The sequence below is a fragment of the Vagococcus allomyrinae genome (genome assembly GCF_017829975.1).
Taxonomy (GTDB): domain Bacteria; phylum Bacillota; class Bacilli; order Lactobacillales; family Vagococcaceae; genus Vagococcus_D; species Vagococcus_D allomyrinae.
On the sequence record NZ_JAEEGA010000001.1, the window covers coordinates 63,529 to 88,883 of the forward strand.

At 38.5% G+C, this 25,355-nt stretch carries 11 protein-coding genes; 10 read left to right on the forward strand and 1 reads right to left on the reverse strand.

Annotated features, from left to right (window positions below; translation table 11 throughout):
- Positions 1–315 precede the first annotated feature (315 nt).
- From I6N95_RS00265 to I6N95_RS00300, 8 genes are all read left to right on the forward strand, one after another.
- A complete protein-coding gene (locus tag I6N95_RS00265; RefSeq protein WP_209524334.1) occupies positions 316–7,557 on the forward strand; it encodes a SpaA isopeptide-forming pilin-related protein in 7,242 nt (2,413 codons plus the stop codon).
- Positions 7,558–7,776: 219 nt separating this feature from the next.
- The gene (locus I6N95_RS00270) at positions 7,777–9,147 is read left to right on the forward strand and encodes a metallophosphoesterase (protein ID WP_209524335.1); all 1,371 of its coding nucleotides are present in this window, start codon (positions 7,777–7,779) and stop codon (positions 9,145–9,147) included.
- A 657-nt stretch (positions 9,148–9,804) separates the two neighbouring features.
- On the forward strand, positions 9,805–10,992 hold the full coding sequence (locus tag I6N95_RS00275; protein WP_209524336.1) for an MFS transporter: 1,188 nt from the start codon (positions 9,805–9,807) through the stop codon (positions 10,990–10,992).
- A 14-nt stretch (positions 10,993–11,006) separates the two neighbouring features.
- Entirely contained in the window at positions 11,007–12,212 is a 1,206-nt protein-coding gene (locus I6N95_RS00280; RefSeq protein ID WP_209524337.1) for a MalY/PatB family protein, read from the forward strand.
- A gap of 2,686 nt (positions 12,213–14,898) precedes the next feature.
- Entirely contained in the window at positions 14,899–15,522 is a 624-nt protein-coding gene (locus tag I6N95_RS00285) for a hypothetical protein (protein ID WP_209524338.1), read from the forward strand.
- A 163-nt stretch (positions 15,523–15,685) separates the two neighbouring features.
- Positions 15,686–18,325 carry a hypothetical protein gene (locus I6N95_RS00290; protein ID WP_209524339.1) on the forward strand — a complete coding sequence of 880 codons (2,640 nt, stop codon included), beginning with the start codon at positions 15,686–15,688 and terminating at the stop codon, positions 18,323–18,325.
- Between the two features lie 4 nt (positions 18,326–18,329).
- Positions 18,330–19,022 (forward strand): hypothetical protein, encoded by a 693-nt coding sequence (locus I6N95_RS00295; protein ID WP_209524340.1) that lies wholly within the window; start codon positions 18,330–18,332, stop codon positions 19,020–19,022.
- A 247-nt stretch (positions 19,023–19,269) separates the two neighbouring features.
- Complete coding sequence (locus I6N95_RS00300; protein WP_209524341.1) at positions 19,270–19,833, forward strand: recombinase family protein; 564 nt, start codon at positions 19,270–19,272, stop codon at positions 19,831–19,833.
- Between the two features lie 124 nt (positions 19,834–19,957).
- Here I6N95_RS00300 and I6N95_RS00305 read toward each other — a convergent pair whose 3' ends face one another.
- A complete protein-coding gene (locus I6N95_RS00305) occupies positions 19,958–21,412 on the reverse strand; it encodes an AcpB/EbpR/MafR family transcriptional regulator (protein WP_209524342.1) in 1,455 nt (484 codons plus the stop codon).
- 568 nt (positions 21,413–21,980) lie between these two features.
- Here I6N95_RS00305 and I6N95_RS00310 point away from each other — a divergent pair.
- Positions 21,981–23,354 carry a hypothetical protein gene (locus tag I6N95_RS00310; RefSeq protein ID WP_209524343.1) on the forward strand — a complete coding sequence of 458 codons (1,374 nt, stop codon included), beginning with the start codon at positions 21,981–21,983 and terminating at the stop codon, positions 23,352–23,354.
- 350 nt (positions 23,355–23,704) lie between these two features.
- Positions 23,705–25,303 (forward strand): immunoglobulin-like domain-containing protein, encoded by a 1,599-nt coding sequence (locus tag I6N95_RS00315; protein WP_209524344.1) that lies wholly within the window; start codon positions 23,705–23,707, stop codon positions 25,301–25,303.
- Positions 25,304–25,355 lie beyond the last annotated feature (52 nt).

The following is a 25,355-nucleotide window of genomic DNA, read 5'->3' on the forward strand; positions in this document are numbered from 1 at the left end:
AATAACGACCTTAATTTAAATATATGTTTATTTTTAGTTTTTATTGAAAAACCATAAGATAACAATAGTTAGAAGCTCCATGTTAATTGAAAAGTTGATAAACCCTTTTAAATACAACGTTCATTTAAAGTTCGATAAAGTGTAAAAAGCTGATTAATACGAGCATTTTAATTCTTTTGCAAAAAACGATATGATATAATTTTGTTAATCGATGGATAGTATCAGTTTTTCATTATTTATCCGCGGTCATTATGTTTGGAAGCGGATTTATTGTTGTTTAATCTGCTTAAAAATAACAGAAATGGGGTTTGTGACATGAAAAAGAAATGGACAGTTTTTTCACTAGTAATTTTGTTAATTCAATATTTTTCACCGCTAGTTGCGTTGGCAGATACGATTAACTCAGTTGCTAGTAATTCACTAACTGTAACTGAAGTGGTTGTTTCTAACATGGAGGATTTAGATCCAAACGATGTTAGTCTAACAGTTAAAGGGAATACGGAAGCGACAAGTAATTATCAGGCGGAGCTAGCCTTAACGGGTATTGGTAGTATTAACCAGCCTCAAGGAGCAATTGTGAATAGTGCTCAACAGTCAATTGGCAGTTATCAGGTGATTGGTCAAACCGTTAAGCTCAGTATTAACGAAGGAACCAGTGGACCATATGAGTTAAAATTAAATGGGCAGTTACTGGATAAAGTGACACCGCAACAAGCGATTAGCGCAAGCGTCAATCAGCAGTCAATTAGCACAAACGTTACCTTGAAACCAGCTGTAGCCAATACGCCAGCTGAATCAAGCCAAGCGCAAGAAACAAACGTACCTCCTAGTTCGACAGAACCAGCTCAGTCAACGGAAGTTATTGAAACTAGCGAGTCCACTAAAGAGGACTCTATTGTAGCGGCCAAAGCGACTGCGGATCGTGAGAACATTGATATTAGTGACTTATTAGGCGATACAAAGTTTTTTACAGGGATCGAAGTTTTAGGACCGGATGGTAAACCATTAAGTGGTCAAACCGTTGAACTAGGCGATAAGATTACGGTTAATTTTGATTTTGAGATTCCAGATGATGTCAGAGAGCAAATGCAAGCAGGAGATTTCTACGATGCTCAATTGCCAGCGGAAATTAAAATAGTCTCTGAAATCAAATTTGATTTAGTTGGAGCAACAGGTGTTTATGGTCAAGGGGTTATTGGTACCGATGGTAAGATTCACATTGTGTTTAATGAGAAAGTTGAAGAGGAATCCAATATCAGTGGAACAGTTACTGTGACAGGAGACTTACAACAAGGGAATTTGGAAGGGCCTGGGCCTGGGGAAATCGAATTTCCTTTTGTTGAAGAAGGACCAAGTGTTCCGATTATCGTTAAACCGAATACCGATCAATCTATCAGTAAAAAAGGGCATCCAGATCGCCCAACTAATCCAAATGAAATCATTTGGGATGTAGATGTTAATTTGAATTTAGACACGCACACAAATGCCAAAGTAACCGAGAATTTTCCAGATGGTACGAAGTTTGAAAGTGTTGCAGTTTATAAAGTAAAAGTGGATTTCAATGGTAAAGTCATTGAAGGCGAATTCGAAGAAATGACAGAAGGCACAGATTATACAGTTGATGCCGATGGTAATGTTAGTTTTATTGGTGTCATTAAAGACGCTTATCGTTTAGAATATACGACGTCGATTATTCAAGAAGAAAAACCAGGTGCTGAAGGTGGCACGGTTGAATACAAAAATGAAGCCTTTATTTCATCGGATGAATTAGATGAGCCAATTAAAGGTGGTGCATCTGTTACCGCTAAGTACAATAAGGCTTTAGAAAAACTAGCGCCTGAGTATGATCCTAGTACTCAAGAGTTTAAATGGACCATCCGTTATAACTATGTTGAATTTGATGTGCCAACAGAAGATGCTCATGTTAGCGATAGTTTTACAAGCAACATGATCTTAAAAGATAATTCTGTGATTTTAAACAAAGTAACCTTTAATGACAATGGTGATCCAGTTGTTGGGGCACCCTTAGTTGAAGGAACTGACTATAAATTAATTCCTCAAGGGGACGGCAAAGGCTTTAAGATTGAATTCATCGGTAAGATGGACTACGCAGTGGATATTCACTATGTGACTCAAGTTGATGAAGAAGTGACGGAGAATCAGATATACAATAACCAAGTCATTGATGGCTCTGGCAATCAAAGTCACAACCAAGGAGAAGCGCATCAACAAGGCTTAATTAAACATATGGATGGCGTCGACTATAACAGCAAAACCATTGCTTGGTCGATTAACGTCAATATGAATGGATACGAATTAAACAATTGGAGCATGACCGATCAGATGAGTCCGGGCTTGATACTTGCCTTAGGAACGAGAAGTTTTGTCATCCAAGACTTGAATTTAGGTAGTAACTTAGAACAAGGTGTGGATTATGAGATTGTTTATGACGAAGCAGCAGGTAAAATTGATGTTAAGTTTATCGGCGGTTACGCTAAAACCAATCACAAGTTCTTAATTCGTTACAACACAAAATTTGATACAGCAGTACTAAATGAAGCAGGCTATGATAAATTCTTTAATGATGCCTCATCAAAATGGACCAGTCAAGATGGGGAGGATTTAGGTTCAGGCAGTCATGTTGACTATAAGCCAAAACCAGAAGAAGGGGCAGATGGCTTTAAGAATGGGAATTACAATGCCTTAACGAAAACCATTACGTGGACATTGGGGATTAACTATAACCGTCAACCTTTAGGTGATGTGAAAATTACTGACCCCATTACCTCTAATCAAAAATTTGTTTCAGGCAGTTTGAAAGCTTTCCGTTATACCATTAGTGCCGATGGGTCAATTGTCAAAGGAGCAGAAATTTTACCTGCTGAATTTGGCTTGACGTTTGGTTATACTGAACCAAGTGAAGGCAATGGCAATACGCTGGAGATTAATGTTAAAGACGTAGGGGCGACAGATCAATTCTTATTTGAATTCGAAACCTCCCTTGATGGTGAAATTGTTAATGCCAGTAAAGAGTATCACAATAAAGCCACGGTCGATGCGGAAAATGTCGAAGGGAACTTTTCAATTGAAGGAGATGTTTCCATCGCTAACGGCGGTTCATTGATTCAGAAGTCTGGGAAACAAGATAAAGATGGCTATCTACAATGGACAGCAACGATTAACCCAAGTCAATCAACGGTTTACGATGCAAAAGTAACGGATACACCGTCAACGAATCAAGTGATTGATGAAAGTTCGGTCATCGTTTATGAAACAAATGTAACCGAAGCTGGCAAATTATCTCAAGGAGCTCCTTTAGATAAATCGAAATACACTGTCAGCTTAACGACGGATGAAGTCACAGGGCAACAAGAATTAGTTGTAACATTTACTGATGAGAAAATTGAACATGCTTATATTTTAGAATACAAAGCGATGTTATTACTTGAAAAGCCATCCGGTGAAACAGCGAAAAACAACATCAAGCTAGAAGGAACCAACAAAGAGAACGTTGAACAGGAAGTCTCAAAAGAAGTCGGTGTCAGCGCCTCTGAAGGTGGCGGTACGGCAGTTGGTGAATCTGGTAGTGTGGAAATTCGCAAGGTTGATAATGATGGTAAAGTCTTAACAGGGGCAACTTTTGAACTTTGGGATAAGAAAAATGCTCAAAAATTGCGTGAAGGAGAAGTTTCCGCTGATGGCACGTTACTATTTGGTAAATTACCATACGGCGAGTACTTCTTAAAAGAAACAAAAGCCCCAGCGGGACACAGTATTCAATCTGATTTAATCGCTGGTCGTAAGATTAAGATTGATAAAAATACCTCAACAGCCGGTAATTACTTGGATATTGTCAACGAAATTAACCGCGTTGTTTTGGAAAAACAAGCAGAAGACGGCACGAAATTAGTTGGTGCTAAATTTAAGTTAGAGCAAAAAGTTGATGATAAATGGGTCCCAGTTGCAGGTCAACAAAATCTGACAACCGATGCTGATGGTCAATTGGTCGTGAAAGGTTTGACGGCCGGAAGTTATCGCTTTACTGAAACGGCGGCGCCAGCTGACTATGTTCTTGATACAACACCAATCGAGTTTGAAGTGGTGACAAGTCCAGAAGGTCAAACACCAGAAGTCAAGGTTGGTCCAGTCATTAACTACTTAGGTAGTGCTAGCTTTATTAAGAAAGATGGCGATGACACAAGCAAAATCTTAGCAGGTGCTGAATTCAAGATTAAGCGTGTCAAAGATGGCTCAGGCAAAGAAATCAATCAAGAAATTGGTATGACCTATAAATCAGATGCTAATGGCAAAGTCACCATGACAGGCTTAGCCCCTGGTGAATACGAAGTGACAGAGATTAAGGCGCCAGCCGGTTACTTGATTAACACGGATAAGATTAGCTTTACTATTGCCAACACAGGCGTTGGCAAACCAGCTGAAGTGACAGCTGATGATTTCCTTGATTATCAAGGAAGCGTTGAGTTGACTAAGACAGATGTTAATGAACAAGCTTTAGCGGGGGCTGAGTTCCAAATCAAAGATGCAGCCGGTAATGATGTTGGTAGTGTAGTGACAACTGGCGCTGATGGCAAAGTTAAAGTAGATGGACTTGCCCCAGGTAAGTACACGCTAAATGAAACTAAAGCACCAACCGGTTTTATCAAAAATACCGAACCACTGCCGTTTGAAATTTTAGCTGAGTCAGCTGGTAAACCAACTGTTGTGACACCAGAAGCATTCATTAATTACAAAGGCGCCATTCGGATGATCAAGGTCAATACAAGTGGTGAAGGATTGCCGGGAGCAGAATTTGCGCTCTTCCATAAGGACGATGATCCAAAAACTGCTACACCGATTAATACTTATGAGTCTGATGAACGAGGCCGGATTGAAATTAAAGATTTAGCCCCAGGTCAATACAAGTTAGTGGAAACTAAGGCACCAGTTTTGGAAGGGTCTAATTATGTTAAAAATGACTACCCGCGTTTTTTTGAAATACCAGAAGAGTATTCAGGTGAAGTTAAACAATTGAATTTAGGTGAGTACCAAAACTTTAAAGGAAAAGCGGTTATTAGCAAGAAATCTGATGAAGGAGCTTCCCTTGGCGGTGCCGAGTTTGAACTGTATATCTTAGAAGTCGATGGCACAGAAAAATTATTGCGTTCAGACATTGTATCAAATCCTGATGGAAGTTTGAACATTGATAATTTAGGTGCAGGCTACTATAAACTAGTGGAAACTAAAGCACCAGCTGGTCACTTAATCAATACAAATCCAATCTTTATCACAGTTCAAGAGGGAGACGATGAGAATCCGATTACCGATGAATTTGACTTCAAAAATTATGAAGCGACGATTCAATTTAAGAAAACGGACGATCAAGGCGCTCTACTTAAAGGCGCAACCTTTAATATTTATAAAGCTGATGACGAAGGTGGTAAAGTAGGCGATCCAGTTAATGCAACGCCACTAACATCAGAATCCGGCGAATTTGAATACAAAGGCTTGGAAGTTGGCAAGTATGTTCTGGAAGAGGTCACGGCTGCGGACGATTTCATTAAGAACACTCAGTTGTTCCCATTTGAAATTGAAGGCCAAGTTGGTGAGCCAGAAGTGATTGTTTTAGATGACTTCGTTAACTACCAAGGATCGGCTGAATTAGTCAAAACGGATAATAATGGCAAGGTGTTAGCCGGTGCCGAGTTCACTTTATTCCAAGGTGATCAAGAAATTCAGAAAGCTGTGTCGGATGAAAATGGTCTTGTCAGCTTTACGGATTTAGCACCAGGTGACTACATTGCGAAAGAAACAAAAGCACCAGCTGGTTATATCATCAATGAGAAAGCGGTACCGTTGACGATTGTTGCAGAAGGAGCAGGTGAAGAGGTCACAACACCAGTCGACTTAGGTGAAGTGAAGAATTATCAAGGATCCGTTTCATTCTTGAAAACAGACAAAGCTGGCACAGCTTTAGCAGGTGCGGTCTTTGGCTTATTCGATGAAACTGGTGAGAACGAAATTCTGGATCCAGTGACGGAAAAACCTGTGACGGTTACCGCGACAGCCGAAGGTAAAGTGAAATTTGAAAATCTTGCTCCAGGCAAGTACCAAATTAAAGAAATCAAAGCAGTTGATGGCTATATCTTAAATGATAAACCAATTGAGGTGACGATTGCTGAAAGTGCCGATGATCAGGCGATTAATCTAACAGAAGCAGACTTTGTGAACTACAAAGGCAGTGTCTCTGTGATTAAGAAAGATCAAAACGGTAATGTCTTACCAGGCGCAGAGTTTACGATTTACGATGAAAATGGGGAATTCGTTCAAACTCAAGTGACAGGTGAAGATGGGGTTGCTATCTTCGATGAACTGGCGCCAAACGATAATTACTTGCTGAAAGAAACCAAAGCGCCAGCCGGGTATATTTTAAACAGTGCTGAAATGCCATTCGATGTTAAAGGCATAGAAACAGACGAACCAGAAATCGAATTCTTAGGCGAATACATTAACTTCCAAGGGTCAGCTGAACTTGTTAAGAAAGATAAAGATGGCAACCCATTAGAAGGTGCTGAATTTACCCTAACCTTAAAAGATTCAGTTGGTGAGAAAACAGTTGTTACCTCTGATGAAGATGGCAAGGTTGTTTTTGAGAATTTAGCTCCAGGTGAGTACACTGTAACAGAAACGAAAGCTGCAGAAGGCTATATCTTAAGTGAAGGCTCTATTATCTTTACAGTAGATGAGACTTTCCTACCAGGAGCAGGAGAAGAAGCTGTTCCAGAATTAATCGAACTAGGCGATTTCATTAACTATAAAGGTTCTGCTGAATTGATTAAAACCGATGAAGATGGCAATGGTTTAGCAGGTGCTGAGTTTACCCTAAGAGATGAGACTGGCCAAGAAACAAAAGTGGTATCCGATGAAAACGGAAATGTTCTATTCGATGAATTAGCACCAGGCGAGTACACAGTTGTGGAAACGAAAGCCGCTGATGGGTATCTGTTAAACACAACTGAACTGACCTTTACAATTGGGTCAAGTTTTAAACCAGGAGAAAACGTCACGCCGCTACCAATTTCTCTAGGCGATTTTATCAACTATCAAGGTGACGTGACCTTAACTAAAGTGGACAAAGCCGACGCGAAGAAAGTTTTAGCGGGTGCCGAGTTCAAGATTGTCGACAAAGACAATCAGGTCGTTAGAGAAAAACTAGTCACAGATAATACAGGTAACTTATCTGCAACTAAGTTGGCGCCAGGAACTTACTACTTTGTTGAAACCAAAGCACCAACTGGATATCAGTTATCTAACGCAAAAACCAAATTTGTGATTGCGGAAGATGCTGAAGGTAAACCAGAGAAACAATTGGTGACGGTGACCAACGAGAAAACACCTAACCCGATCAAACCTGGAGGCGGCAAGCCAACTAAACCAGGAACGGGTGGTGGCAAATTACCACAGATGAATGAGATCTTGAATAATGCCTACTTAATTGCAGGTTTATCCATGATTGTCTTCGGAAGCAGTATCTATCGAGCCCGTAAAAAGACTCGTTAAGATAACGTTACAAAACCCTATCTTAGAAAGCCAAAAGCCTAAATCACTAGACTTGTCCATTCTAGTGATTAGGCTTTTGGTCTGTTTTGAGTTGGGGTGATGTTCTTACAACCGTGGGCAAATAAAAATGTTATTTGAAACCCTATTAAAGAAAGCGCTTTAAAATCAGGTGTATTTAGGTTAATATGAAGGTATAAGTTGAATTAAGAGGTGAAATCAATGAGTAAACGTAAGAAATGGGCACTTATGGTAGGACTAGCAATTGCAGGTATCATTTTTTTTGTCATTAAAAGTTGTTTGCCAACGAATCAGGTAATCGACGATTTTGAAGAAAAAAGATTTTGTACCCGTAAAATCAGTGAGCAAGACCGGATTTGGGTCATTTCTGACATCCATTACTTATCTGATAGTTTATTTAATCAAGAACAAGCCTTTCAGTCATTATTAAGACAAGCAGATGGCAAAGATATCCACTATCAAAAACAACGATTGGAATCGTTAATTTGGCAAATTCAAGAGAAACGACCACAGCTACTTATCATTAGTGGCGATTTAACCTTCAATGGAGAAAGACAAAGTGCTATTGATCTTTCGGAATACTTAAGACGAATTGAAGCTTTGGGAACTCAAGTCTACGTTATTCCGGGCAATCATGATATTAGTAATGGTTGGTCTGCTAGCTATTTAGGGAATCAGACGAAACCGGTGCCCCAGCTATTACCTGAAGAGTTTGCTGAGATTTTTCACAATATGGGTTATTCAGAGGCCTGTTTTAAGGACAAGTTTTCCTTAAGTTATGCGGTTCGTCCTTTTAAAGATGTGTTGTTAGTAATGATCGATACGAACCACTACACAGACAAGGAAAGTCGTCGTGAGCCTGAGATTCAAGGGAGTGTGGGGCCTAAAACCTATGAGTGGTTGGAAGAAGTATTAGCATATGGGGAGCGAAATCAATTGTTGGTAATCCCTGTTCTTCATCATAATACACTTAAACATCATCCGGTTTATTTTCAAGGGTTTGTGCTTAATCAAGAGGAAAAAATGCAACAATTACTGGCTCGTTATCATGTTAAGTTAACTTTGTCAGGTCATTCCCACGCTCAAAATATCGCCTCAAAAACAATCGGCGATCAAAAAATGTGGGATATAGTGACAGGTTGTTTTGCTTCCTTGTCCAATAGTATCGGTGAGATTCAAATCACCCAAAAGGAAATTAACTATCAGAGACAAGAGCTGATGGTTGAAGAGTGGGCTGAGGAGAGATCAGAAAAAGAGGAAGAGCTAATTAATTATCGGGAGTACTCTCAGTCTTTATTTTTTAAAGACCGAATCAACATGGCTTATGAAGAGTTTTATGATGAAAAATGGTTTGATGGAGAAACAGCTTACACAATTGCGAATTTTGTGAGCCGTGTTTATACTCTCTATTTTGATGGGAAGGCTATTAGTGATGAAATTAGTCAAGAAGAGACCGAGAGTGAACCGGGCTATCAACTTTTAAAAATGCAAACCAATAGTCGTGTCTTAGAAGCGATCGAAGCAATCCTTGAAATGGATCAAGAAAGTCAGGAAGTCAGTGTGTTGCGTTAAATTTTGTGTAGTTACTTGTGAGAATAAGCTAGTAGAAGGTGAAAAAGAGGTGTTATTTTTAAATGACAACCTTGACAACGTTTTCATCTTGTCGTACAATGACCCTGTTAACACAGCCACGACAACTAAATAAATTTTATGGCGTGCTTGCAAGGAGACGGCAATCCCCTTGCAAGCCCAGTAAGACTACCGAATCTAGTCCACCAGTTGCCAAAGCTAGCTGTTACACCAGCTTCATCTATTGTACCTAATTTAAGCGCTTTTTTCTAGTTTTTTTCGCGAAAAACAGGAACTGCTTAGGTTTATTTGGGTATCGTTGCCGGTGTCATTAGTTAGTGGAGAAGGAAATCAACGAGATTAGACGATAAGTCTGGTCTCGTTTTTTGCGTTCTATTCACTGTTTTACTCGATCTGCTAGCTAGACTTCTTGTTTTTTTATCCCTTCTTTCGAGAGAGTGATCGTTGGGAAAGCTGGTGGTGTCATAATCATGAATGAGTTGTCGGGGTGTGTTAGCCATTGGATAGGCCTGTCCAATGGTGTTAAGAAGCGCTTCTTAAAAATGATGTCGTCAACAGGATCAAATTCGCTAGCAACTAGTTGAACACAGGGTAAATTCTAAGTATGTTTTAGTCGTTTTTAGAAGAGGAGTGCATCTTGTGGAAAAAAAGAAGTTACAACTGGGCTTAATTATCTTGATCTTTGTGGCAAATATCGCCACTGGAATTACACCAGCATTGGCTAAAATCGGTAATGCCTTCCCAGAAGTCGGCCGATCTCAGCTACAATTGATTATTTCGATTGCGGCCTTGTTGAGTTTTTTAGCCTCACTTGCGGCAGGAAAACTACAATCTTTAGTCAGCCAAAAGACCGTCGTCTTAACCGGGGCCGCCTTTCTAGGGTTAGGCTGTTTGCCGTTAATTGTTCAGTCAAATTTTACCTTTTTGTTAATAGTTTCCGTCTTTCTTGGTGGCGGAAGTGGTTTGATGACCGCCACGATTCCCGCCTTAATTGCCCGCTATTTTGAGGGAGAAGCTCGGACCTCCATGTTAGGGAAAAAGACCGGCTATCAAGGGTTGGGTACGATGTTAATGACCTTTATCGGCGGTATCTTAGCTGTTTATGGCTGGCAATACAACTACGCGATTTTTGTGATAGCGATTATTGCTTTTGTCCTAGGATTGTTTTTGCTGCCTAATGACCCCGTGTTAAAAAAAGCCAAAGAAGGAGAGCGGACGGCTGTTGAATCTGATAAGCAAAAATTTGCTGTAGGAAGTTTGACCGTGATTTTATTATTGACCTTAGCTGTCACCTTAACCATGCTGACGTCTGTCTTATCCAATAATATGGCTTTACATGCAGATATTAAGGGCATTGGCGATTCCTCTGTCTCAGGTTTAGCCTTATCAGTCAATAGCTTAGGCACTATCTTGGCCGGTTTTGTGGCAAGCCAAGTAGTTAAAGTCTTAAAATCGAATACCCTTTGGATTAGTTATCTTTTGATGGCGGGGGGGTTGTTGATTATCGGCGTCCTTCATGCAAAAGTCGGCTTAGTCGGAGGCTCTTTCATTTTTGGCTTGGGCTATGGCACGGTCATGACCCGCTTGTTGTATTTGATCACGTCATTGCTGAAATCCACCTCAGTCCCGATGGGCATGAGTTTGTTTTCCGCCTTGACCAGTCTCGGTTTTGCTTTTGCCCCGATGCTGATGAATGGGATAGCAGGCTTGTTTTCAGATAATCTGGCAACAGCCTCCTTTATGGTGGCCTTAAGTTTTGCTTTGGGAATTGCGACGTTAATTTTAGTGACCGATGGTGAGAAAAAATTAGTTGGCAAGATCGTTTAGAAAGGAGTAATAAAATGACGTATAATGGTGAGTATTTTGATCAAGTAATTGATCGCAGAGGGACGATTGCTGGGAAATGGGATGGCTTGGAGTTTTTATATGGTGACAGTGACTTAATTCCGATGTGGGTGGCCGACACAGATTTTAGACCGCCAAGAGAAGTAGTAGACGCAGTGATTGAGCGGGCTAAGCATGGTATTTTTGGCTACGGGTTTTATGGTTTTCCCTATAAAGACACGGTCATTGACTGGCATCAACGGCGTAATCAGATCACCTATCAGAAGGACAGCGTCTTTTTCACGCCTAATGTTTTGGTTTCGTTAAACAATGTGGTGCGAGCATTAACAGAGGAAGGGGATCAGGTCTTGTTGTTTAACCCGACCTATGGCCCTTTAGAAAAAGAACCTCTCTTTGCGAAGAGAGAAATTGTTCGAGCCAAGCTGTTGAAAGAACAGGGACACTATGAGATTGATTTCAGCGTATTTGAACAATTGATTAAAGACAATCAGATCAAGCTCTTTATTCTTTGCAACCCACACAACCCAACTGGGCGAGTTTGGGCCGAAGAAGAGCTGATTCAACTGGTGACCCTCTGTCAAGCCAACAACATTCCGATCGTGTCGGATGAAATTCATTCTGATTTGATCATGCCTGAGCAACACTTTACCCCGTTGATGAAGGTGGCGCGAGCCTTGAACTATGATCAAGTGGTGATGTTAAGTGCGCCAACTAAAACTTTTAATCTAGCGGGCTTGCAAGCATCTTACTATATCACGGACAATCAAGACTTCATCAAGAAAATTGACCAAATCAAAGCGTACAGCCACACTGGTGATTTGTTAAACAGTTTTGCTTATCTGGCCTTAACCAAGGCTTATGAACATGGGGCCGATTATGTAGATGGGTTAAATGAGTATCTCTTTAGTAATTATGAGTATTTGGTGGAAGAACTGAAGCCTTTTAGCTTTGTGGAAGTGACGAAGCTAGAAGCGACCTACCTTGTGTGGATTGAGTTGTCATCTATAAATTTAACCGGGAAAGAACTGCGAACCAAGATGGTGGAAAGCGGCGTGGCCATTCAGTCAGGCGATGACTTTTTCGAGGAAGACGGGTTATTCTTTAGAGTCAATATTGGTTGTCCTCGGGAGACTTTAGAAGCAGGGGTGAAGGCCATTGTCGCTTGTTTGAGTGAGCTGGCAAAGGCTGAAGGCATTGAGTAAGGGTTAAGTGGAAGCAACTGGATAGTGTCTAGCAAAGGAGGGCTTGGTCCTTTTAAGGGAAGTCCCAGAAAAAGGCAACTCTTAAACTGCTCCTACGCTAGTTCTATAGCAAACCAGCTCTTGTTTTGTGAAGAGTTGGTTTGTTTGCATTTAGAGATAATAGGCTTGGTAGGTTAGTGTAAATGATAAGTGGTAAAGTGTTATTTTTAAAATCGTCGATTTGCGGATCAAATCCAGAATCAGTTGACGTTGGTTTGTTGGTCTGTAAATCGTGATAATCGTTAATATGATCGTGTTTATCGTTGTTTTTGTAGGCTGTTTCTGAAGGTTGGAAAGTGTCAACTGTAGCTATACAAAATTTGGGGAAAGTCTAATTGAGTTGTTATGTCAAGCATTTGAGTGATTGAACTAGAATATCTTGAATCAATCTATTCGTTAACAAAAGAGTTTATTGTTATTTTTTAATAGGTCAAATTGCGGATCAAATCCGGAATCAGTTGACGTTGATTCGTAAGCCTGAAAATCGCTATAATCGTTAACGTAATAATGTTTTTGAGTGTTTTTACTGGCCTTTTTAGAAGGTTGAAAAGTGTCGACTGTAGCAATACAAAATGTTGGAAAAGTCTAATTGAGATGTTATATCAAGCGTTTGAGCGATTGAACTAGAATATCTTGAATCAATCTATTCGTTAACAAAAGAGTTTGTTGTTATCTTTTAATAGGTTAAATTGCAGATCAAATCCGTAATCAGTTGACGTTGATTTGTTCGTTGTAAAATTGCTATAACCGTTAATATAATCGTGTTTTTAAGTGTTTTTACTGGCTGTTTTAGACAGTTGAAAAGTGTCAACTGTAGCAATACAAAATTTTGGAAAAGTTTAGCTGAACTGTTATATCAATAATTGAGTGAGTGTATTAGCATGTTTTGAATAAATTTAATTGTTAATAAATCAGATTGTTGTTATTTTTTTATGAGTCGAATTGTGGATCAAATCCGAAATCAGTTGACGTTGGTTCATCGGTTAGTGAATAGTGATAATCGTTAGTATGATCGTATTTCTCGTTGTTTTTATTAGCTTTTTCTGAAGGTTGGAAAGTGTCAACTATTGCCATACATTTATTTGAAAAAGTCTGACTGAGTTGTTATATCAAGCGTTTGAGCGATTGAACTAGAATATCTTGAATCAATCTATTGGTTAACAAAATAGTTTGTTGTTATTTTATAAAGAGTCAAATTGCGAATCAAATCCGTAATCAGTTGACGTTGGTTCCTCGGTCTGTAAATCGTGATAACCGTTAGTATGATTGCGTTTATCATTGTTTCTACTAGCTGTTTTAGAAGGTTGAAAAGTGTCAACTGTTGCCATACTTTTTTTTGAAAAATTTAGTTGAACTGTTATTTCGAGAAATAGAAGATTGTACTAGAAGTACCTTGAATAAATTTATTCGCTAACTAAAGGGATTACTGTTATTTTTCAAAGAGTCAAATTGCGGATCAAATCCGGAATTAGTTGACGTTGATTTGTCTGTTTGAAAATCGTTATATCCGTTAATATAATCGTGTTTTCGATTGTTTTTACTGCCTCTTCTAGAAGGCTGAAAAGTGTCAACTGTAGCTATACAAAATTTTGGAAAAGTTTAACTGAGCTGTTATATCGAACAATTGAGTGATTGATTGGTCTCAGAGTAGTTATATAGGTTTATTTGACAGTATTTTGCATTAGTTTTATCGATTATTCTAAAGTGCTACAAATTGGTAATGGTTGCGCTACATTTTTAGAGAAAGCGAGAGACATTGGTTGTGAAGCCCGCCACTTTCGAGGGATGGTACTTTACGATAGATTCGTGTAGCGTTCGTCGCTCGCTTATTTGTAGTTACATCTATCACTGCTGAACAGTCAGAAACAGACTGTTAATTCAAAGAAGGTATCAAAATATAGGATATACTTTATTTTTAACATATTTTCGCATTTTTGTAAAAGGGCCTAACTGACCCTTTTTGCTCATGTAAATTTTCAGAATAATTACGTATAGACGTGTTTTTAGCGAAATGATAGCGTTCTTAGATGGAAATTAGACGCATCTACTCAAAAATAGTAGAGAAAACGGGTCAGTTAGCCCCTTTGAAAAATTAAATTGATTATTTATGCTAAGGAGTGCGGAATATGGTACAAAAATGGTGGTGCTAGGCATTCTTTTTTGCTCAAATGATATCTATTTTACGTCATGTTAAATAATCGGGTATATAGTTCCGTTGGATAACTCGCATAATCAGACCAGAAGAGTGGCGCTTTCAGCTTTTTTCTAGCCGGAAGTTTAACGGTAAAGGAGGATTATTTAATGGTAACTCTATAGTACCTATAGATGAAGAAAAGTTAAGGGGAGATCTTCTTGATAAAACGACAATTTAGCAGGTTATTAGTATAGTTAATCAGTAAGTGAAAAATCATCTGTTATAGTCATGCCTTATAAGCGATCAAAACAATCTTTGAAATGGATCAAGAAAGTCAGTATGTTGCCTTAAGGTTCGCTTTTTTTTACTATTTATCCTTGGTCTGAGATAGAGGCTGTCTTAATTTTTGGTGTTCACAAACCTAAAAGTTGAGACTAGTTCTATGTTGTTGCCTGTTAGAATAATCAGTAACGGGTAAAAAGCTCGTCAATCAAAAAGAAGGAGTAATGTATGATGAAAAAAATATTAACAGGTACGTTGATGATAACATTGAGCGCAGGGATACTTTTAGCTGCTCAAGAGGCAAAAGCGTGGACTGGGGGCAGCGAAGACCCAATCGAAAATAATTCCCAAACAATCAAAGGTCAGGAGACAGGTGAAATGGAGCTTAAGGGGTGGTTTGGTACATTTGATCCAACAGAAGACCCAGATCCAGAGTTGCCACAACCAAATGAAAACGGCAAAGAGTGGATTGATGTGACGATGCCATCAACGGTTCTATTTGGCTCACTTGCGACGGATAATGGGGCAGTTTACTCACCGAATTATCAAATTACTAATAATTCAGCTAAAGGCTTGAAAGTATCTGCCACCCAATTAACTTCGAGTACGCCACTTGCCGATTTAGAATTAGACATGAAAATTCAAGATGGCAACAACTTAGGCGGCGCAATGTTGACAGTGCCCCTGATCACAACGGGCGGCATGTTGTCGGAAACAACTGAAATGACGCAAATGCCTAAAAAAACAACGGTCAATTTTGATTTGGTAGGACAGTTTAACGGCTCTTACCCAACGATTGGTAATGCCGTGGCCCCGGATTATAGCCTAGAAATGGCTTTTGAAGTATTAGATTAAAGGTAAATTAGTTCTATATTAAAGGAAACGACGGAAAGCAATCGTTGTTTCTTTTTTTGATTGCTCTTAGATCAAATTTTGTATCAGTTAAGGCTAAAAATTGAGACAGAACTACCTTCAAAAGCTGTTAGAATAAAGAAAAGGTCAAGACAGGAGGGATCGGATGAAACGAATAAGAATGATGGTAGTCAGTCTGCTGATTGTTCAAATTATCGGGAGCATCACGATTTCGGCACAATCAATTGAGGCGGATTCCGACCTGTCTCAGGAGATAGGATTAGACGATGATGAGCTCATTAGCTCAGAGGCGCTGCCGCTATTAGAAGAAACTGAGACAACAAGCTCGGTGGAAGAGGATGAACTTGAACTGACGGAACTTGGAATGGAAGATGTGGCCACAGAAACGGAACCCGCAGGTGAAGCTACGCTGGAGTCAACAGAAGTTTCTCCTAGAAGAGTGATTGACAGCCAAAGTTATACGGAAGTTGGAACATTGCTAGCTCTTGAAGCAGCAATTAAAAATAAAGAGAACGTGATATTAACAGATAATATTGTTATTAATAAACGAATAGATCTTTTTGATGGCTTTCATTTAATTGGACGTAATCCTTGGACTCAGCAGCAACACACGTTGACAATCAAGAACTATGGGTATCACGATCACTTTAATATGGCAATTTCAAATAGTCAATTCAGGATCGAAGATGTGTCGATTATGAATGAAAATTATTACGGTATTGTTCATGTAGGGGCAGCTTATACCAATGTGAAGCAGTATTATCATAATGTGACTTACTATTCAGAAAATGCTCAAGCTTTTTGGGGGCCAAATAGTGATGTTTATTTATCTGGTACTAGTCATTTTACGCAAGTCAATGGCGGTGGCCGTGCTCAGGAATTTGGTGAGCTCAATCGGTTGCATATTTCTGGGACGGCGAGAATCAGTCATGACTCCACTTCCCTCGATCCTAATTTGCATGTATTTATGTATCTGGTTGGCAGTGGCGAAGCAGGCATCTACATTGATGATGAGGCAGATGTGGAGATCGAAACGAAAAAGACACTTTTTTATAATTCTAGTCAAGTTTCCAGTATGCTTCACGTAGGAAAAAACGCAAGGTTGAAACTATCCATAGGAGGCAATTATCTTAATGTTATTCCAGACAAGAATAACAGCTTTCAATTTGATGAAGGGTCTAATGTGGAAATATTAGATACAAGTAAAACCAGCGGTAAAAGCGCTATTGATCGAACTCGTTTTTTACCAGTGACACGTCGAGGTATGTTAACGGCGTCGGCCCATAGCCAAGTGAAGATTGTCACTGATAATCGGACCAATTTAATTCAATTAAATACGGCTGAAGGTTATGTTGGCTTTGGGCAGGTGGCGTCGGCTGTTTTGGAAAATACCTATAATAATCGGTTGTTTAATTTTTACAGCAATGGCAGTCAACTGTTTTTGGTCCAACAAGCGGTTGAAACGTATGAGCAAATTGGTGGAGGTCTCAGTCACTCATGGCCTAATGTTACGGCAACTGTTCTTTATAAGCTAGCTCAACCATCAGTCACCGAAAGTAATAGTCAACGATTTGCTAGAGAATTTCCGGCGACTGCCAATCTAGCAAAACTGGTATTAAAGCCAGCCGCAAGCCTTGAACTTTCACATGAGCCCATTACTGATCAAAGTCAACAGCTTGTGGGAGAGACCTCTAGTGGAGGGATAGTGGTGATTGAAGGTTTTTATCATGATGGGACGCCTTTTGTTAGTCCTGAGATTAAACCGGATAGCACAGGTAGCTTTACTTGGTCATTGCCACAGGCGTTAAAAGCTAACAGCAACTTGACGTTTGTCGTTCAAGAGGAGGACTTGGTAGAATTACGAGTGACAGCCAAAGTTATGGATACGATTGGCCCTACGGCTATACCGCTCTTGCAGTTAGTCAACGTGGCCGATATTGCTAATCCGGCCTTTGATCAGTTAGTTAAGGAATTAGTGGACAACGGTGGTGAGGCGACAATTGAGATGTTGGAAGCTGATTTGACAGCTGTCCCAGGTCGTCAGCAAGTGATCGCTCGAGGAACGGATTCTAGTGGAAATTACACTGACTTTGTGATACCGGTCTTTGTTTACGATGATCAGAGTGTTGTGGGGCGAACGTCGGATACTACGGGCATTATGTTGAGAACAACACCGATTGAAGCCTACCCAGAAGAGGTAACTGGGGAGTTGGAAACATTTATCAACGGGCGACTAAACCGTCAAATATGGAATGAGCAAGGATCTTTGGACAGCTCATTAGTGGAGTTGGTCGATACGGATTTGGAAGAGCTACCGTTGCCAGGAGAATATCAGGTGAGCCATCGTTATTTGACTCATGAGATAACAACGGCCATTACCATTTTAAATCGTGGTAAGGATATTGACTTAATGATTCCAAAAGATGTCTTGTTTGGTAGTTTATCAAGTCAGTTGGGGGCGATTACGTCTCCTAATTATGAGATTCAAAATTGGGGAATGACGACCGTCAGTTTAAGTGTCAGTAGTCTTAATAAGACAAGTCTTGATAATTTTGAACTAGTTGACATTCCCGACTTGAGATCAACTAATCAAGCGCAGCTTTACTTAAATGCGGCTGAACAACGTGTTTTACTAGAGGAGAATATGAGTGCTGACTTTTTAGGAAATGTGAGGCCAAATCAAACCCTTAAGTTCAATTTAAGCGGTCAGTACTATGGGAATTATCTCGAAACATTAAGACCAAGTTATCGGTTAAATCTAGTGTTTACATCAAATGAGGAGTGATTTTATGACAAAGACTAAATCTATGACATTACTTAAAAAGTACTTTCAATCTAAAGAAATCTTAGTAGGCGAGGTTCAGAAGCGATTGGGAGCTGGCTACGAGCTTAAAGAATTTGCTTATTCTCCAGAGTTAAAACAAGTGGTGATTCCTGCTAATAGTCAAGGGCAGGATTTGGCAATTGTTGTGAAACGCTATAAAAAAGTACCGACCTTTCTCGGTATATTATTGATGGCGGTAATGATTGTTGGCAGCCTCTTTATCTGGCAGCAAAGTCAATTGCCGAAGGAGAATATTCTGCCTGCTGCTTTGGCTCCTGAGATGAAGGATGCTAAGGAAATTGACAAGGAAGAGCTGATGAAACGGATGCAGAAGAAAGTGGACGAAGGTTATGTTAATTTACAGATGAACACTGAAGTGATTTTTAATCAGGGAGATGGCTTTGGCACGATTCAAGCAGTCAATCCAGAAGAGAATCAGACAGTAATTGCATTTGATATTTTTCTGGCAGACTCAGATGAAATTTTGTATTCTTCAGGAAGTATCTCTCCAGGGCAGTACATCAATAAAGGCAAGTTAAATCGTACTTTGAAAAAGGGCACCTATGAAGCTTATGCGGCGGTGAAGATGTTCGATGAAGAGACGCAAAAAGAACTAAATGCCTCAAAGGTAGTATTGTCAATTGTTGTCAATAGTTAATAAGCCCCTGCTGAAAGTGATCAACATCATCTTCAGCAGATTTTTTTGATGAAATAAGAGGGAAGTATTTGAACACTCTGTTTTATATTTGTCTCTAATGTGAGTGTAAAACAGAGAAAATTACCATAATTACCGCACTTTTTGGTGTTTGTTTTTGTTCGAAAAGGCTTTATGATAGAGTTAATAGAAGGAAATGATAGATGCCCAAGAAGAGATACAGTTATTAATGAAATAGGGTGAAAAAGATATGAGTAAATTTGGTTATATGATTGTTCAGGAAGAATCTGGAGAGACAAAATCCTTCAACCAGATGCTGGCACATGGCTGTGATGAAATTGTCATTGAGACTGGCGACAATGAAAAGTTAAATAAGCTCCTTGATAAGTTGGTTATGGGAGACGAACTTGTTGTAGAGAGTCTGGAAAGCTTAGGATTGTTCAGTGAAGAGTTAATGACATTGATGAAGCGATTGGATAAATTAAATGTCAGCTTATTTAGTTTGGCTGATCAAAAAAATATGACAGAACCTTGGCTTATTTCCTTCCAAGAGGTTTTATACAGAATGGTGGAGATGGACCATCAGCTTAGGGAGAAAAGGGGACCATTGACTCAGTCTACCGAGAAAGAAGTTGGTAGGCCGGGAATTAGCGAAGAAAAAGTGCAGATAATTGCTCATCTTTACGATAGGCAGGTTAGTTATCGCAAAATTAGTGGCGCAGCAAATGTATCGATTGGAACGGTTCATAAGTACGTTCAAAAAATAGTGGAAAAAAGAAAGAAAGACGAAATAGCCAATCAATATACAGGCTAACGAGAGACTAATGAATGTATTGTGATATAGTAAAAAAGAGATAGGAAACCCATAGCAGTAGGTTTTTTCTAGCTCTTTTTTATCAACTGTCTCAAAGAGTGCGCGAGAAAGGTCGTAGTATGGCTCATTTAGTTGAATTATTATTGATATAGTGGGTTAAGGAGTGAGCTTCGGTCAATTTTGTTAATTGTTCAAGATGCTCATCTCCTGGAAAACTCGCAATTTTTAGCACGGCGATATCGTCTTTAGGATAGTCAACAGTATTAGTAATAATTAAATCATAATCTTGAGAGTCAGTTAGGGATGAGACAAGCGTATATTTTAGTTGTTTGCCAAAGTAATAGGATAAAAATTCTGTCGTCAATTGTTTATGGGCTTTATTAGAACTGAGTAAAACAGCTACTTTCATCGGTTGATTGATCTCTTTGAGACGAGATGAGAGATCGAGACAATGAAATTGTAACTTGTAGGCTAGTTCAACTAATAGGTAATTATCGAAAAAAGGTTGTTGATTATATGAGTGCTTTTTCTCAAATAAAGCAGCAAGTTCATATTTTAGAATCTCAAGTAAAAAGTGATGAGTATCAAAATCAAACTGGAGATTTTCTGAACCTTTTGCCTGAGCCTTTGGAGCGATAATCGTGATTAGTTCGTTAGGCGTTACTTGCGGTAAAGCAAGTTTCTGTCGCATTTGATTGGTGACATATAAGAGTGGTTGGTGAATTTGATTGAAATCGCTTGTATGCGAAAAATGATAAAGAAGCTCTAAATAATTGATGGCAACTGGTTCAAACAAAATAAAATTGACCAAGCGATTTAGCAACTTTTTATCCAACTCTATCTCAAACAATTGAAAAAAGCGGGAGCTGATTTTTTCATCATACAACAAGCGATAATCTTGTTGGTAGTAGACCTTTTTAGTAGGCACAGAAAAATTATTTTTTTCCCGATAAATCCGGATGTATAATAAAGTTGTTAAGGTAGTTGGATCATCTTGAAAGGTTTGCTTTAATTGCTTATTATCGGCCATTAATCGTTTAGCAAGAGTCTCTATGTATTGAAGGATGGGTTTTTCCTGTCCAATGTCACGATTGAAATAGCTTTGTTGCATCCGCACAAAAAAGAGGGAGGTAATCTTTAGTTCGTTGCCAACTAATCTAAAAGGACGGTTTTCAATAGTTAGATTGTCATTTTTCATGTATCGATTGAAACTTTTAACGGCATTTCGAATACTGTTGGCACTGATAAACAAAGCTGATTCCAGTTCAGCCAATTTACAACTGGAATTGAGTAAAAGTAATTGAAGCAATTGAAAAATCAGAGTTCCATCAATCACTTGACTGACAATGCTTTCAAGTGGTGCAGATGAGTGTTTAATTAATTGATAGCCCAACTGAGGGGAAGATACAACACTGATATCATCAAACTCCGAAGAAATAAATCCAAGGTCATTTCGAACAGTTTTTTCCGAATATCCTAAGTAGTCGGTAATGTTTTTGAGAGATACCCACTCATTGAAGGTAAGATATTCTAGTGTTAATATAATTCGTTTGTCACGACTGGGTAATAAACTGCGCATGTTGAACGACCCTTCTTTCTTTTTTTTAGTCGGATAAATGAACCGCTTAATTGATGATAATATAAAAGCAGTAGAGATTACCTGTTATAATTTACCGTACTTGCGGAAAAAATTTAATGTTTAGGGGATAGTGAAAAAAATAAAGGTGCACTTAGAGATGTTGTTGTTCTTTTATTAGTTTTTTTCGTCATTTTATATGCTATTTTATGAATTTGTATATGTGTTATTTAGAAGAAAAAATAATGACTTTTTTTGATTTTTAAATAGTTTAATTGCTCGATTAGACTTTGATTTTTGCGTGAAACAAGTTTTACTAAGCTTATTTACTTGATTTATGTGATAGTTATGTTTTGAAAATGACTTATTAGGCTTGCTAGGTGATAAGAATAGTAGTTTTCGCTAGTTGTTTTTAATACACATAATAAGATATGTGTTATTAAATAATTGTTTTTTGATTGTTTTTATACTTAAAAACCATAATCATCTTTAAAATAATTTCATTAACCCTTGCATTTACGAAATTTGGGTGATAACATTTAATTAACTTTGAATAGAGGAGGAGAATTAATTGAAAAAAATGGATGTGTTAAAGAAAAAAAGCGCTAAGCTATTTATGTTAGCGGCAGTTGTTGGGGGGGTGTCATTAGCCACCTTCACAACATCAGCTGATGCAGCTGAGATTCCACCGAAAGTAATTGAATTTTTAAGTGAGGATGTCGAAATACTAAGTGGGATTTCCTACATTGATGCAACGGGGCATCAGCAAGAAATACCTATTCCGCAATCGGCACAAGTTAAGGTGTATTCTACTAGTAAAGAAATCAGAATTGAATTTAATTCATACAAGTACAGATTAACAAATATTAAAGAGATTACCTTTAAAAATGTCAATGTGGTGAATAAAGCTGCCTTATACTCAGATACAGTGACAAAATTAACGATGGATGGTGTTAACTTTGAAAGAGGTGTTAACATCAGTATCATGAGAAAGCTTAAGACTTTAATTGTTAAAAATGATTCTTACTTTGGTGATACAAGTTATTCATTAGCTGTTCACTCATGCCCGTACTTGGTTAATCTTGTGATGGACCGTTCTACCTTTAATGCTGATGTTCGGATCTATTCTAACGCTATGTTAGGTGAAGGGTATATTACGAACTCAATCTTAAGAGATGACACGACTCAGTATAGTAATCAACCAAGCTATCGAACTGTCTTTGTTAACAATCGTTTTGAGCGTCCTAAAACTGGCCGTTCTAATCGATCAGGTGGCAAGAGCGCACGCGATATTTTCTATATCAATCCTCAGCCTGAAAGATCAATTGCTAACACTGGTTATATTGGTGCACAACAAGGATCTATTAAGTGGGTGGATGCTTATGGAAATGTCAACGAACGGACAATACCAGCTTATCTAGGTATTACTAGTATTGTAGATAATAAGGATCGGATTACGATTAAGCTACAAAGTGGTGTGACTTATGATATCAATGGTGCGACTGAGTTAGAATTCAAGAATGTCTATTTTAGAACAAACATCTCATTTGTTTCTAGATATCTGAGAATGGAGTCTATCAATTTTGTTAATTGTAAAACACAAGCGATTGCTATTGGAAACAGTGAAACACTTCAGAAAGTAGAGATGCACGGCACAGAAGTATCTCAAGGGTCTGGTTACTTTAGCGTTTATAATAATAGTGTTTTAACAAGATTTGTTGTTCAAGACTCTTCTATTAGAGGTTCCTCAGGTTATACATCGGTCTCTAGAAACTTATTGTTAGAAGACTTCATCTTGAACGATAGTTTCTTCCACGGCTATGTTTATACAAAAGACATTGGTCAAGCAGTTCTACAAATTAGCAATAGCCAATTTAATGACTATCTGTCATCAACAAGTGTCATCGAAGGTGAAGCAGACCGTCAGTGGATTGAAGAATTATAGGCCATTCCGTTTTAGTGAGGATGTTAACTCATCCCAATAACCTAATCTGAATTGATCTTATGGGTGTCAGCTAGACAAACTGGAGATATCACATGTTGCACACAATGATGCTGATTATCCATAAGGTACATTTATAAGATTATGTTACGGAAATTTTTAGAGATAAACACAGTTTTTTTGGAAAATAGAGGCTTTCATCGCAACGATTTCATTTTTTATTGATTGGCTTTTTCTACAATATTTATGAATAATCGTTGCGATGTTTTTATTTACCGTTCACTTATCGATCTATTTTGAAATATCTTGTCGACAGGCGCTGTTTGTCAACTACATCAGAGGAGGAGAAAGATTTGAAAGCAAAGAGTAACAAAAACAGAGGTGCCAAGTATATCATGTTGGCATCAGTATTAGCGAGTACTGCTTTGGCCATGGCTAGTCCAGAGCCAGTAGCGGCAGCGGAGTTAGCACCTAATACATTGAGTTTATTAGATAAAGATGCTCGATTTATTTCAAGTGGTATCACTTATACGGACTTTTTAGGTTCTGAACAGGAAATTAGCATTCCAGAAAGTTCAGAAGTGACTATGAATACAACGGCAACAGAGGTGATTATCAAGTTTGATAATCAAACTTATCGATTGATGAATGCCAAAAACCTTACGCTAACAAATATCATGGTCAAGAATAAGGTTGGTTTCTATACAGACACAATCGTAGATATGACCTTTGACGGTGTTACTTTCGTCAATGGCGCTAACATCGAAGCGATGAACAAACTGAAAAGTTTAACAGTGGTGAGGTCTAATTTTGGTTCAACTGACTATTCATTGGCAGTTAAGTCATCTCCTTATTTAACTAAGTTTTCAATTGATGAATCTGAATTTGCTGCTGATCTGCATATCTATACTAATAGGCCTTTGGGAGAAGTCAATGTTACCAATTCTATTTTACAAGATGATGCCAGACAGCAAAATAACTTAAGTACTTATCGTACGAATTATAGCAATACCCGTTTTGAGCGCTATAATGGTTCGCGGATTATCGGAACTGGTGGCAGAAAAGCTGGTGATAGCTTCTATATCAATGAACAGCCTGAAAGAGGAATCGGGAAGTCTCAATTTAAAGCATCGGCTAAAGGAAGTATTTCTTATACGGATAATTTTAGCGACGAGGCACATAACATTCCTGTAGGGGCTTATACGCCGATCACAAGTGTTAAAGCATCAGGCGATAAGATTACCATAAAAATGCAAAATGGTGCTCAACATATCATAAATAATCCTAGAGATATTACCTTTAATAATGTTGATATTAAAAGCGATGTTAGTTTAACGGCTAAAACATTGCGATTAGAGAACATTGCGTTTATCGATTGCCGTACAGAAGTGATTTCAGTTGGAAACAGTGAAACACTGCAAAGTTTTGAAATCCATCGTTCAGAAATTTCTCAAAAACAAGGATATATCAATGTCTTTAAGAACACGGTTCTTACAAGAGTTGTGATGCAACAATCGACTGTTAAGGGAACATCAGGTTATACGTCAATTCATAATAATTTAGCAATAGAAGATTTTATTATGAATGATAATCTTTATGATGGATACGTCTACGCGCAAAACTCAGGTAGTGCCATGCTTCAATTTAGCAACTGCAGATTTAATGAATATGTCGCAGCCAATAATGTAATTGAAGGTGAAGGTGGCATTCAACCTATTGGAGAAGTGCCGGAGATCTATGCTTTTGATACCTTTGTCAACAAAGGCGATGAGTTTAATGCTTTAGAAGGTATTGAGGCGTATGATTATGAAGATGGTGATCTAACTAAAGCCATTCAAGTAGAGCCACATAGTGTTAATACTGACAGAAATGGCGTGTACCCAGTTACTTATAAAGTAACGGATTCTCATGGTAACACGACTGTGGTTACAATTGAAGTAACAGTGGGATAAATCAAAGATTAGGTAGGAATAAAAGGATGCTTTTAAGTATCCTTTTATTCCT

Bases quoted from the DNA above. Each gene is read 5' to 3' on its own strand.
- I6N95_RS00265 (WP_209524334.1), top strand. From the start codon at position 316: ATGAAAAAGAAATGGACAGTTTTTTCACTAGTAATTTTGTTAATTCAA.
- I6N95_RS00270 (WP_209524335.1), top strand. From the start codon at position 7,777: ATGAGTAAACGTAAGAAATGGGCACTTATGGTAGGACTAGCAATTGCA.
- I6N95_RS00280 (WP_209524337.1), top strand. From the start codon at position 11,007: ATGACGTATAATGGTGAGTATTTTGATCAAGTAATTGATCGCAGAGGG.
- I6N95_RS00285 (WP_209524338.1), top strand. From the start codon at position 14,899: ATGAAAAAAATATTAACAGGTACGTTGATGATAACATTGAGCGCAGGG.
- I6N95_RS00290 (WP_209524339.1), top strand. From the start codon at position 15,686: ATGAAACGAATAAGAATGATGGTAGTCAGTCTGCTGATTGTTCAAATT.
- I6N95_RS00295 (WP_209524340.1), top strand. From the start codon at position 18,330: ATGACAAAGACTAAATCTATGACATTACTTAAAAAGTACTTTCAATCT.
- I6N95_RS00300 (WP_209524341.1), top strand. From the start codon at position 19,270: ATGAGTAAATTTGGTTATATGATTGTTCAGGAAGAATCTGGAGAGACA.
- I6N95_RS00305 (WP_209524342.1), bottom strand. From the start codon at position 21,412: ATGCGCAGTTTATTACCCAGTCGTGACAAACGAATTATATTAACACTA.